General features: G+C 65.7%; 9 protein-coding genes. 4 read left to right on the forward strand and 5 right to left on the reverse strand.

Annotated elements, in window-relative coordinates:
* Positions 1-67 precede the first annotated feature (67 nt).
* Positions 68-3,964 carry an ATP-dependent RNA helicase HrpA gene (gene hrpA, locus CH256_RS05545; protein WP_094669066.1) on the forward strand — a complete coding sequence of 1,299 codons (3,897 nt, stop codon included), beginning with the start codon at positions 68-70 and terminating at the stop codon, positions 3,962-3,964.
* Between the two features lie 12 nt (positions 3,965-3,976).
* Here hrpA and nrdR read toward each other — a convergent pair whose 3' ends face one another.
* Together nrdR and CH256_RS05555 are read right to left on the reverse strand one after the other, a co-directional pair.
* Positions 3,977-4,441, reverse strand: coding sequence for a transcriptional regulator NrdR (gene nrdR / locus CH256_RS05550; protein WP_008716872.1), 465 nt, complete (start codon positions 4,439-4,441; stop codon positions 3,977-3,979).
* Between the two features lie 100 nt (positions 4,442-4,541).
* A complete protein-coding gene (locus CH256_RS05555) occupies positions 4,542-4,955 on the reverse strand; it encodes a hypothetical protein (RefSeq protein WP_068050673.1) in 414 nt (137 codons plus the stop codon).
* A gap of 385 nt (positions 4,956-5,340) precedes the next feature.
* On the opposite strand from CH256_RS05555, the gene lexA reads away from it, so the two are divergent.
* A complete protein-coding gene (gene lexA, locus CH256_RS05560; RefSeq protein ID WP_037189497.1) occupies positions 5,341-6,024 on the forward strand; it encodes a transcriptional repressor LexA in 684 nt (227 codons plus the stop codon).
* Positions 6,025-6,099: 75 nt separating this feature from the next.
* Here the strand turns inward: lexA and CH256_RS05565 are convergent, their stop codons facing one another.
* The 3 genes from CH256_RS05565 to ptsP form a co-directional block, all read right to left on the reverse strand.
* Positions 6,100-7,242 (reverse strand): acyl-CoA dehydrogenase family protein, encoded by a 1,143-nt coding sequence (locus tag CH256_RS05565; protein WP_068050674.1) that lies wholly within the window; start codon positions 7,240-7,242, stop codon positions 6,100-6,102.
* A gap of 149 nt (positions 7,243-7,391) precedes the next feature.
* Complete coding sequence (locus CH256_RS05570) at positions 7,392-8,663, reverse strand: uracil-xanthine permease family protein (protein ID WP_176460470.1); 1,272 nt, start codon at positions 8,661-8,663, stop codon at positions 7,392-7,394.
* Positions 8,664-8,685: 22 nt separating this feature from the next.
* Positions 8,686-10,416: a phosphoenolpyruvate--protein phosphotransferase gene (ptsP, locus tag CH256_RS05575; protein ID WP_255183275.1), complete on the reverse strand. Its 1,731-nt coding sequence runs from the start codon at positions 10,414-10,416 to the stop codon at positions 8,686-8,688.
* Positions 10,417-10,587: 171 nt separating this feature from the next.
* Here ptsP and CH256_RS05580 point away from each other — a divergent pair, with 171 nt between their 5' ends.
* Together CH256_RS05580 and CH256_RS05585 are read left to right on the forward strand one after the other, a co-directional pair.
* Complete coding sequence (locus CH256_RS05580) at positions 10,588-11,355, forward strand: DeoR/GlpR family DNA-binding transcription regulator (RefSeq protein WP_094642039.1); 768 nt, start codon at positions 10,588-10,590, stop codon at positions 11,353-11,355.
* Positions 11,352-12,362, forward strand: coding sequence for a 1-phosphofructokinase family hexose kinase (locus tag CH256_RS05585; RefSeq protein ID WP_094642041.1), 1,011 nt, complete (start codon positions 11,352-11,354; stop codon positions 12,360-12,362). Before CH256_RS05580 ends, CH256_RS05585 begins: the two co-directional genes overlap by 4 nt.
* Positions 12,363-12,371: the final 9 nt, after the last annotated feature.

Consider the following 12,371-nt stretch of genomic DNA (forward strand, 5'->3'; position numbering starts at 1 on the left):
GCGATCCTGGCACAGTCTCGGCCGCCATTCACGACGGTTGCGTCGATGCGGATATCCTGGAGCGAGTATGTCTACCTCGAATTTGTCCGGTCAGCGAAAATCTCTCGCCACACGTCTGGCAGACGTCACGATCCGGGACGAGAACCGGCTGCGGCGGCGACTGGACAAGGCTCGTACCGACGACGCGTTGGCCGCTCTCGAACGCGATGTCGCCCGCGCCGAGACGGTAGTGGCCAATCGCCGGGCGGCGGTGCCGACCCTCGAGTTCCCCGAGTCGCTTCCGGTCAGTCTGCGCAAGGACGACATCGCTGCCGCCATCGCCGAACACCAGGTCGTCATCGTCGCCGGTGAGACCGGTTCGGGTAAGACCACTCAGATTCCCAAGATCGCTCTCGCACTGGGCCGCGGAATTCGCGGTTCGATCGGCCACACTCAGCCTCGACGCCTCGCTGCCCGCACGGTGGCCGAACGCATCGCCGAGGAGGTGGGCGAGCCCCTGGGTGAATCCATCGGCTACAAGGTGAGATTCACCGACCAGTCCTCGGATTCGACCCTCGTCAAGCTGATGACCGACGGCATCCTGCTGGCGGAGATCCAGCGAGACAGACTGCTGCGACAGTACGACACCCTGATCATCGACGAAGCGCACGAGCGCAGCCTCAACATCGACTTCATCCTGGGTTACCTGGCGCAGCTTCTCCCCCGGCGTCCCGACCTCAAGATCGTCATCACCTCAGCGACGATCGACCCCGAAAGGTTCGCCCAGCACTTCGCGCGGGACGGCGTGCCCGCGCCGATCATCGAGGTCTCCGGTCGCACGTTCCCGGTCGAGATGCGCTATCGGCCACTGACCGTCGACGCCGGGGACACCACGATCGATCTCGACCCCGTCGACGCGACCTGCCAGGCCGTCGACGAGCTGATGGCCGAGGGCGACGGCGACATTCTGGTGTTCCTGTCCGGTGAACGCGAGATTCGCGACACCGCCGACGCCCTGAACGATCGCAATCTCCGCAACACCGAGATCGTTCCTCTCTATGCGAGACTCTCTGCGGCCGAACAACACCGAGTGTTCTCCCCGCATTCGGGCCGACGCGTGGTGCTCTCGACGAACGTCGCGGAAACATCGCTGACGGTCCCTGGCATCCGCTACGTGGTCGACCCCGGTACCGCCCGCATCTCGCGATATTCGTTGCGCACCAAGGTGCAACGACTCCCCATCGAGCCGATCTCCCAGGCGTCGGCGCGGCAGCGGGCCGGCCGCTGTGGCCGCGTCGCCGACGGCATCTGCATCCGGCTGTATTCCGAAGAGGATTTCGAGTCACGTCCACAGTTCACCGAGCCGGAGATACTGCGCACCAACCTGGCGTCGGTCATCCTGCAGATGACCGCACTCGGGCTGGGCAAGATCGACGCGTTCCCGTTCGTCGAACCGCCCGATCCGCGCAGTATCAGGGACGGAATCGGACTGCTCGAGGAACTCGGTGCGCTGAAGCCGGCCACCAAGGACGGCACTGCAGAGCTGACCCCGATCGGCCGGGAACTCTCGGCACTGCCGGTCGATCCTCGGATGGCTCGGATGCTCGTCGAGGCCAACGGCAACGGCTCTCTTCGCGACGCGTTGGTGGTTGTGGCGGCCCTGTCGATTCAGGACGTTCGGGAGCGGCCCGCCGAGCATCAGCAGGCAGCGGACGAGAAGCATGCACGCTTCGCAGTGGAGAACTCCGACTTCCTGGCGTACGTGAAACTGTGGACGTATCTGCGCGAGCAGCGAAACGAATTGTCCTCCAACCAGTTCCGACGCATGTGCCGAACAGAGTTCCTGCACTACCTACGTATTCGCGAGTGGCAGGATCTGCACGGCCAACTGCGTCAGATCACCCGCGGGCTCGGGTGGACGGTGCCCGACGCCGATTCCACCGAGACCGCCCTGCATCAGTCGCTGCTGTCCGGGCTGCTCTCGCACGTCGGACTCAGGGAGGGGGACAAATGCGAGTTCCTCGGCGCGCGCGGAGCTCACTTCGCGATATTCCCCGGTTCGGGTCTGTTCAAGAAGCCCCCGCGCTGGGTCATGGCCGCCGAGCTGGTCGAGACCGGGCGCCTGTGGGGCCGTATGGCTGCTCGCATCGAACCGGAGTGGGCCGAGCGGTTGGCACCGCATCTGGTCAAGCGGACGTACTCGGAACCACATTGGTCGATCAAGCGTGAATCGGCGATGGCCTACGAGCGGGTGACGCTGTACGGCATTCCGTTGGTGACGCAACGTCCGGTGAACTATCACCGTATCGACCCCGAGGCGTCCCGAGAGCTGTTCATCAGACATGCGCTGGTGGAGGGCGAGTGGAAGACCCAGCATGCCTTCTTCCACAAGAACAGGGCACTGCTCGACGACGTGGGTGAACTCGAACATCGCGCCCGACGGCGAGACATCGTCGTCGACGACGACGCTCTGTTCGACTTCTACGACGCCCGCATCGCCCCAGAGGCGGTGTCGGCACGGCACTTCGACACCTGGTGGAAGAAGGCCCGCAGACAGGACCCGGCGCTGCTCGACTTCACCACCGACACCGTCGTCAACTCCGACGCGGCCTCGGTACTGACCGGCGCGTATCCCGACGCATGGCGACAGGGCGAGATCCAGTTTCCCCTGACCTACCAGTTCGAGCCGGGCACGGCGGCCGACGGCGTCACCGCACGAATTCCGATCGCTCTGCTCGCTCAGGTACAGCCGGTGGGCTTCGACTGGCTGGTCCCTGGGATGCGCGGCGAGTTGGTGACCGCACTGATCAAGACGCTTCCGAAAGCGTTGCGCCGCAATGTCGTACCGGCCCCCGACTTCGCAGCCGCGGCGTTGGCGGTCATGCGGCCCCGCGCCGAAACGTTGGTCACGGCATTGGCCCGTGAGCTCTCGCGGGCGGCCCAGTGCCACATCACGGCGAAGGACTTCGATGTTGCGGCACTCCCCGAGCACCTGAGAATGACGTTCGCGGCCGTCGATCCGTCCGGAAAGGTGTTGGGCAGCAACAAGGATCTGACCGCTCTGCGTACCGGTTTGTCCGGTGAGGTCGGCCGTCAGGTGGCCAGCGCGGTGGGTGACGCCGAGCGTGCGCCCTCGCTGGCGTGGACCTCGAGCACGCTGGGACGGTTGGAGTCGACCGTCACCCGAGATGTGGGAGGCCAGAAGGTCACCGGCTATCCGGCTTTGGTGCCGGAAGGACCGGGCGTGGCGGTTCGAGTCCTGAGCACCCCTGCTCAGCAGCGGGCAGCGATGCGTTCCGGAACCAGGGCTCTGCTGCTGTCGACTGCGCCGAAGGGCACCAAAGCACTGTTGGCCGGATTACCGACGGCGGAACGGCTTGCCCTCGGCCAGAATCCGTACGGCGGAGTCGATGCACTGCTCGAGGAATGCCGGGTTCTCGCGGTCGAGGAAGCAATGGACGCGCACGGTGGACCGGTACGAGATCCCGAGGCATTCGACAAGCTCAGGGCGCTCGTGCACGCGGAGGTTCCGCAGCGTACCGCCGCGGTCCTCGCCCTGGTTCGTCCTGTGCTGACCGCTGCCCTGGCTTTGTCGGCGCAACTGCAATCAGCCTCGGGTGAGCCGGCAGACGATGTTCGGGAGCAGCTCGACGGCTTGATCTTTCGCGGATTCGTCACCGAGTTCGGTTCTCGCAGATTGGCGGACCTGCCGCGCTATCTCGCGGCGGCGACGAAGCGGTTGGCCACTCTGCCGAGCAGCGCAGGCCGTGACGCGGCGGCGATGGATGTACTCGATCGGGTGTACGCGTCGTACGGACGACTGCTGGATTCGCTTCCGGAGAGCAGAAAGAAGAGTTCCGGGGTGCAGGAGTTGTTCTGGATGATCGAGGAGCTGCGCGTGGGACTGTTCGCCCAAGGGATTCGTACGGCGTATCCGGTCTCCGAGAAGCGCATCGAGAAGGCGATCTCGGACCAGAGCCGCTGACGGGCGGAACTGTCAGTCGATGTCGGCGGACTCGCGGTGCTTACGCAGTTCGTGGATTTCCTTCTCGAAGTCCTCGGCCGAACTGAACGAGCGGTACACGGAGGCGAAGCGCAGGTACGCCACTTCGTCCAGATCACGGAGCGGACCGAGAATGGCCAATCCCACTTCGTTGCTGGGGATCTCCGCTGATCCCGCTGCACGGATTGCGTCCTCGACCTGCTGTGCCAGCAGGTTCAGCGCATCGTTGTCGACATCTCTGCCCTGGCACGCGCGTCGAACTCCCTTGACGACCTTCTCGCGGCTGAACGGCTCGGTCACGCCGCTGCGCTTCACGACTGCAAGCACTGCTGCCTCGACGGTCGTGAAACGACGACCGCACTCCGGGCAGGAGCGACGCCGCCGGATTGCCTGTCCCTCGTCCATCTCACGCGAATCGACCACGCGTGAGTCGGGATGCCTGCAGAACGGGCAATGCATGAGGGACCCTCCGTCGTAGCCGATGCTCCGACGACGAGCACGCACATCGGGGCAGTCCACCGAGGATACTCAGCCTTCTCGAACCCGACGGGGGCGGTGGTCATCTGCCGGTCGTGTACTCGACGAGAGCCCCGTCGTGCACTTCGACCACACCGGCCGGCTGCACACCTGCATCGGGTGCAACTGCTCGCAGGTTCGCGATGCCGATCAGACCACCGGCCACGACGACCACTGCGAGCATCCACAACACCAGCGATCGCAGTCGAACCGGCTGGCTCGCGAAGTGCGCGGAGGTCGCGTCGAACTCGCGATCGGCATCCTCGCGGTCGGTGACGTCGGTCCACGACGGGTCGAGGACCGGAAGGCACGGTGCGCTCTGTGTGCGAGGCACCGTGGTGACGCCGTGCATCCCGAGGGGACTCCGCAGAACGGGACGGGCCCGGCGACGACGCTCGACGACGGTGGACCGGGCACGGACACCGGCGGCGGTGGGGCGATCGGTGATGATGGTCATCGGAACCTCGACTTCGCTCGTTGGATCGATTGTTCGATCAGGCGTTCGATGGACGCTTGTTCGAAGTTCTATCACGAGCCTCCGACAAAGTCTGCAGAAAACGCGACACGAGTCGAACAGATGTTTGATTCAACAGCTGATACACGCTAGATTCGTGTCAGAAACCACACGCCACACGAGTCGACACCATCAACTCCAGTCCGCGCAGACCTACCCCGCAGACCGGATCCCAGGACACCAGCAGGAGGCCGACAGCATGAAGGACGAGACCTCGACGAGGTCGACCACGCGTTCCACGACGACGGGTTCCAGGACGACCGGAGCCAAGGCCACCGCCACCAAGGCCGCAGCAGGAAAGCCGGCCGCGGAACCCACGTCCAAGGCAATGGAGGTCGGCACCGACATCAGTGCGGGTCTGACCGAGCGGCAGCGGAAGGTACTCGAGGTCATTCGCGCGTCGGTCACCGAGCGCGGCTACCCGCCCAGCATCCGCGAGATCGGCGATGCGGTCGGTCTGACATCGACCTCTTCCGTTGCTCACCAGCTGCGCACCCTCGAGCGCAAGGGCTTCCTCCGGCGCGACGCCAACCGTCCCCGTGCCGTCGACGTCCGGGGTCTCGACGAGGTGCAGGCCGACCAGGCTGCCGCCGCGGTCGACGGTTCCTCGGCGTCCGAGGAACAGGATCGGTTGCCGACCCCGACGTTCGTGCCGGTGCTTGGCCGGATCGCAGCCGGCGGTCCGATCCTGGCCGAAGAGGCCGTCGAGGACGTGTTCCCGCTCCCCCGCGAGCTGGTCGGTCAGGGCTCGCTGTTTCTGCTCAAGGTGGTCGGCGAGTCGATGATCGACGCGGCCATCTGCGACGGCGACTGGGTGGTGGTTCGTCAGCAGTCCGTGGCCGACAACGGTGACATCGTCGCTGCGATGATCGACGGGGAGGCCACCGTCAAGACGTTCAAGCGGTCCAAGGGCGAGGTGTGGCTGCTGCCGCACAATCCGCTGTTCGAGCCCATTCCGGGCAACAACGCCGCGATCCTCGGCAAGGTCGTGACCGTGATGCGCAAGCTGTAGAGATCGTCACGGCAGTGACATGCGAAGGGCCGCAGCACATGTGCTGCGGCCCTTAGCGTGCTTCGGATCAGCGGATCACAGATTCAATCCGCGGCCGATGATCTCCTTCATGATCTCGGTGGTGCCGCCGTAGATGGTCTGCACACGGGAGTCCATGTACGCCTTGGCGATCGGGTATTCCTTCATGTAGCCGTAGCCACCGTGCAACTGCAGGCACCGGTCGATCAGTTTGACCTGATTCTCGGTGGTCCACCATTTCGCCATGGCAGCTTCTTGCACGGTCAGCTTGTCTTCGTTGAGCAGTTCGATGAACTTGTCCACCATGATGCGGGTGGCGGTGGTCTCGGTGGCCAACTCCGCCAACACGAATCGGGTGTTCTGGAACTTGCCGATCGACTTCCCGAAGGCCTTGCGGTCGCGGCAGTACTGGATCGTCATCTCGAGCGCGGATTCCATCGCGGCGGCCGCGACGACGGCGATCGACAGGCGTTCCTGGGGCAGATTCTGCATGAGGTAGATGAAGCCCATGCCTTCCTCGCCCAGCAGGTTGGCGGCGGGCACGCGCACGTCGGTGAAGCTGAGTTCGGCGGTGTCCTGAGCCTTCATGCCGATCTTGTCGAGGTTGCGGCCGCGCTCGAATCCGGGCATGTCGCGTTCGACGACCAGCAGACTGAAGCCCTGTGCGCCCTTCTCGGGGTCGGTGCAGGCCACGACGATGATCAGGTCGGCGTTGATTCCGTTGGTGATGAACGTCTTCGAGCCGTTGAGCACCCAGTCGTCGCCGTCACGGACAGCCTTGGTCTTGATGCCCTGCAGGTCGCTTCCGGTGCCGGGCTCGGTCATCGCGATCGCGGTGATCAGTTCGCCGGAGCAGAATCCGGGGAGCCAGCGCTGCTTCTGCTCGTCGTTGGCAAGGTCGATGAAATACGGCGCGACGACGTCGTTGTGCAGGGTGAAGCCGATACCGCTGTATCCGCCGCGGGTGGTTTCCTCGGTGACGATGGCGTTGTAGCGGAAGTCCTTGACTCCGCCGCCACCGAATTCCTCGGGCGCTGCCGTTCCGAGGAAGCCCTGCTTACCGGCCTCGACCCAGACGTCGCGGTCGACGATGTTCTGCTCTTCCCACTTCGCATGGTTCGGCGCTACGTGCTGATCGAGAAACTTCCGGTACGACTCCCGGAACAGCTCGTGCTCGGGCTCGAAAAGTGTGCGTTCCACGCAGATCTCCTTGTTCGGTGCATACCGACATCGACCTGTGAACGGTGTCATTCGCGGTCGTCGGTACGACTGACGTCACGCTCCAACAGTACGTTCGGGACGTCACGGAGGTCGATGACCAAAACGCGCGCGATTCGTGACCGACCCCGCTACCGTGCGCGTTTGCCCGCGCTTCTCGCGAGCGCCGAGACGATCGGGTACCCGAGAAGGATGCCGACCGAACCCCACGCGATACCGCCGAGCTCGACCGATCCGACGGACAGCGTCAGGTCACCGATTCCGGCGACGAGCGCGGCAGCGACGACCATGAGATTGACCGGATCGGTGAAGTCGACCTTCGCGTCGGTCCAGATGCGTACGCCCAACAGCCCGATGAGGCCGTACAGAACCAGGGTTGCGCCGCCGATGACCCCGTCGGGCACGGTGAAGATCAGTGCACCGAACTTGGGCGAGAACGCGAGCACCGTCGCGGTGATCGATGCGACCCAGTACGCGGCGGTCGAGTAGACACGAGTGGCCGCCATGACGCCGATGTTCTCCGCGTAGGTGGTGGTTCCCGAACCGCCGCCTGCTCCGGCCAGCGTGGTCGCCAGCCCGTCGGCGATCAAGGCGTCGCCGGCCACATCGTCGAGGTTCTTGCCGGTCATCGCGGCGACGGCTTTGACGTGCCCCACGTTCTCGGCGACCAGGACGATCACCACCGGCAGCGCCACGAGGATCACCGACAGCTCGAACGACGGTCCACGAAACTCGGGCAGACCGATCCAGCTCGCAGCGCTGAGTGCGTCGAGTCGCGGTTGCGCGATCCCTCCGGTGACTGCGGCGAACACCCAACCCACGACGACGCCGAGCAGAATTCCCAGTCGCCCGATCAGGCCGGGCCCCACCGCTGTCGCCAGCAGAATCGCGACCAGGGTGATGGCTGCGATCAGCGGCTGTGCCTCGAACGACGTGGTGGCGGCCGGTGCCAGGTTCAGCCCGATGAGCACCACGACGGCTCCGGTCACGACGGGCGGCATCGCCGCGTCGAGTACCCGCTGCCCTGCGAACTTCACCACGAAGCCCACTGCTGCCAGTACGACGCCCACACACAGCACGGCTCCGAGCTGGGCGGCAGGTCCGTTCGCTTGGGTGGCACCGAGCGGGGCCAGGAACGCGAAGGAGGAACCCAGGTAGCTGGGCACCCGGCCTCGGGTGATGAGCAGGAACAGCGCCGTCCCTATGCCCGAGAACAGCAGCGTCGTCGACACCGGAAATCCGGTGATCGTCGGAACCAACAGGGTCGCGCCGAACATCGCGACCACATGCTGCATTCCGATACCGATGGTGCGGGGCCACGTCAATCGCTCGTCGGGCGAGACCACCGCCCCGGCGTCGACGGTCTTTCCGTTTCCGTGCAGCGTCCAACCGAGAGTTCTCATGATGGAAGGCAACACTATTGGATCAGCCGAGAATCGCGCTCACTGCCTCGCGGGCAGCGGCGGTACTGTCCGTTTTCAGGGCGGCCGCGGCCGCTTCCTTGCACTGAGCGAGCGTGACCGTTGCCAGTTTCGACCCGACATGCGCGACGGCAGCCGACGCAGCCGAGAGCGAGGTGATGCCGAGCCCTACCAGCACGCAGGCCAGCAGCGGATCGGCAGCGGCCTCACCGCAGACTCCGACGGGCTTGCCCGCCTTGGCTCCCGCGGCCGCGGTGTGCGCCACCAGTGCCAACACGGCCGGCTGCCACGGATCGGTCAGGCCGGCGAGCTGAGCGGACATGCGGTCGGCGGCCATCGTGTACTGCGCCAGATCGTTGGTGCCGATGGACAGGAAGTCGACGTGCTCGAGGATGTGTTCGGCGAGCAGAGCGGCGGCGGGGATCTCGATCATGACACCCGGAGTGAGTCCGCGCTCGCGGACGTCGGCAGCGAAATCCTTTGCCTCCAGCGCGGTCGCGATCATCGGAGCCATCACCCACGGGGAGGAATCGGTCGCCTTCGCGGCTGCTGCGATGCCGTCGAGCTGACGATACAGAATCCCTCGGTCGGCCTCGGCGATGCGGATGCCGCGAATGCCCAGTGCCGGGTTGGCCTCGTCGGGATGAGTGGCGAACCGAAGTGGCTTGTCCGAGCCGGCATCGAGAGTCCGAACGACGACCTTCTTGCCTGCGAACGCGTCGAGTACCTGTGCGTAGATCTCGGCCTGCTCGTCGACGGTGGGTTCGGAGTCGCGGTCCAGAAAGCACAGTTCGGTGCGAAACAGACCGACGCCGTCCGCTGCGCTCGACCGCGCCGCGCGAGCACCGGCACCGTCCTGGACGTTGGCGAGAATGTCGACTGCGTGGCCGTCGGCGGTGGTTCCGGGACCGACCCACTGGGATACCCGGTCGAGCTCGTCACGGGCAGACACGACGGCAGCGCGGGCCGAGTCGGCGTCGGGTTCGAGATCGATGCGGCCGCTGGTTCCGTCGACGGATGCGTTCGTACCCGCGGCGATGTCGTCGAGCCCAGCCACGGCGACGATGCACGGAATGCCCAGCTGGCGCGCAATGATCGCGGTGTGACTGGTCGGACCGCCCAGCGAGGTGGCGAGTCCGACGATCAGGGTGGGGTCCAGACCTGCGGTGTCGGCGGGCGCAAGATCGTCGGCGAACAGCACCGACGGTTGCTCGGGTACCGGAACACCGGGCTCAGGAACGCCGAGTATCTCGGCAATGACGCGATCGCGAATGTCGCGCAGATCGGTCACGCGCTCGGCCATCAGTCCGCCGAGCTGGGTGAACATCGCGGCGAACTTCTCCGTTGCCGCCGCCGTTGCCGTGACGGCAGAACTGCCCTTGGCGATCGAGGACCGAGCGGCACCGAGCCATCCGCGGTCGGTGGCCATCGCGGCGTTGGCAGACAGAACCTCCGAAGCAGCGCCGGTCGCGAGTTCCGCACGACCGCGTAGTCGGGAGGCGACAGCATTCGCTGCGGCGTCGAAGACAGCCTTCTCGGCCTCCCGATCCGCCTCGGCGACCTCGCCGGTGTCGGCCGGGATGGACGGTCGGGCACCGGGACGAATGACGGGGCCGTATCCGACGCCGGGCACGACGGGTGTGCCGCGCAGTGTCGTCTGCGCTGCTCCGGCCCCGGCTGCATCGACTGTGGTGTCGGTGTGTGCGGTCGAAGCGGTGCTAACCGATCCCGTCATGTGGTCCTCCTCGGATCCTGCGTGAACAAAGGTCATCGCATCTGTTCGGCGAGCTGTGGCGTACTCACTCACTTGCCTGTGTTGTGACCGAGATTACTCCAAACCCTTGACATGTCAACACACACGGGCGTAAAACAACATAAAGCAACATCAACCGGGAAGGAGACGCAGGTGTACGCCGAAGAACGCCAACACGCCATCGCCGAACTGATCAGCACGCACGGCCGCGTCTCCGTCAACGATCTGTCGGCCACGTACGGCGTCACCACCGAAACCGTGCGACGCGATCTCGCCACCCTCGACCGAATGGGAGTCGTCCGCCGCGTCCACGGTGGAGCAGTACCCGCGTCCGCACTGACCACACTCGAGCCCGGCGTCTCCGAGCGAGAGTTCACCCGCGCCGACCAGAAGGACGCCATCGCGGCCGCGGCGTTGTCCTTCCTGCCACCGGTGGGCGGCAGTGCGGTGTTCGACGCGGGCACCACGACGGGCCGGTTGGCGGGCCTGCTTCCCCACGACCGCGAGCTGACTCTGGTGACCAACTCGGTGCCGATCGCCGCCCGGGCCGCAACCATGCCGAGCGTGAGTCTTCGACTGCTCGGCGGGCGGGTGCGCGGAACCACCCAGGCTGCCGTCGGCGACGAAGCACTGCGCGCCCTCGAATGGCTTCGCGTGGACGTGGCGTTCATCGGCACCAACGCCATCAGCGTCGGGCACGGATTGTCCACGCCCGACAGTGACGAGGCAGCAGTCAAGCGTGCCATGGTCGAGGCGGCCAACCACGTTGTGGTGCTGGCCGATTCGTCGAAGATCGGCCGCGAGCATCTGGTGAGCTTCGCCCGAGTGGGATCCATCGACGTCATCGTCACCGACAGCGACATCTCGACCAACGACCGTAAGAATCTCAGCGACAAAGGAATCGAGGTGGTGATCGCATGATGGTCACACTCACGGCCAACCCGAGCATGGACCGGACGGTCACACTCGACGCACCGCTCGTCCGCGGCGGCGTACACCGGGCATCGACGTCGGCCACCGACCCGGGCGGCAAGGGCGTCAACGTCGCTCGCGTCCTCGGCGGATCCGGAATCGACGCGATGGCCGTACTCCCGGCCAATGCCGGAGACCCCCTGCTCGACGCGATGTCCGACAAGGGCGTGCGGTACTCCGCCGTTCCGACGTCGGGGCCGGCCCGTACCAACATCACGGTGAGCGAGGTCGGTGGCACCACCACCAAGATCAACGAGCCCGGTGCGACGGTGTCGGAGCAGACCCGCACCGAGCTGCGGGAGCGAATCCTCTCTCTCGCAGTCGATGCCGAATGGGTGGTGCTCTCCGGTTCGCTTCCGCCCGGTCTGCCCGTCGACTGGTACGCCGAGCTCGTCGCGGCGCTGCGCGCCACCTCGGCGAAAGTTGCGGTCGACACCTCCGACGAGCCACTGCTCGCTCTCGCGGCAGCCTTCCCGGCGTCGGCACCCGATCTGATCAAACCCAATTCCGAGGAACTCGCCCAACTCACCGGGTACGATTCCGAAGAACTGGAAAGTGCAGCGGCGCAGGGTGATCCGACGGCAGCGATCGCAGCCAGCACGATCCTTCTCGGCCGAGGCGTCGGCGCGGTACTGGCCACTCTGGGCAGTGCCGGAGCCGTACTGGTCACCGAGGACGGTTCCTGGTACGCCAGCCCGCCCCCGATCACCGCGGTCAGCACGGTCGGCGCAGGCGATTCCTCGCTCGCCGGCTACATCCTCGCCGATGCCGAGAACTGTTCCGACGCAGACAAACTTCGCCGCGCCGTCGCCTACGGAACGGCGGCAACCGCGCTTCCAGGCACCACGCTTCCACTGCCCGAGCAGACCCACCCGAATTCGGTGACGGTCCGTGCGCTCGACATCCCCACCTCCGTCACCCCGTCCGCGCTCTCCCCTTCTTCGAATCGTCTCTAGGAGCCTGCA

The sequence above is a fragment of the Rhodococcus sp. 05-2254-6 genome, from assembly GCF_002258565.1.
In the GTDB taxonomy this organism is placed as follows: domain Bacteria; phylum Actinomycetota; class Actinomycetes; order Mycobacteriales; family Mycobacteriaceae; genus Rhodococcoides.

Bases quoted from the DNA above. Each gene is read 5' to 3' on its own strand.
- hrpA (WP_094669066.1), top strand. From the start codon at position 68: ATGTCTACCTCGAATTTGTCCGGTCAGCGAAAATCTCTCGCCACACGT.
- nrdR (WP_008716872.1), bottom strand. From the start codon at position 4,441: ATGCATTGCCCGTTCTGCAGGCATCCCGACTCACGCGTGGTCGATTCG.
- CH256_RS05555 (WP_068050673.1), bottom strand. From the start codon at position 4,955: ATGACCATCATCACCGATCGCCCCACCGCCGCCGGTGTCCGTGCCCGG.
- lexA (WP_037189497.1), top strand. From the start codon at position 5,341: ATGGAGGTCGGCACCGACATCAGTGCGGGTCTGACCGAGCGGCAGCGG.
- CH256_RS05570 (WP_176460470.1), bottom strand. From the start codon at position 8,663: ATGAGAACTCTCGGTTGGACGCTGCACGGAAACGGAAAGACCGTCGAC.
- ptsP (WP_255183275.1), bottom strand. From the start codon at position 10,416: ATGACGGGATCGGTTAGCACCGCTTCGACCGCACACACCGACACCACA.
- CH256_RS05585 (WP_094642041.1), top strand. From the start codon at position 11,352: ATGATGGTCACACTCACGGCCAACCCGAGCATGGACCGGACGGTCACA.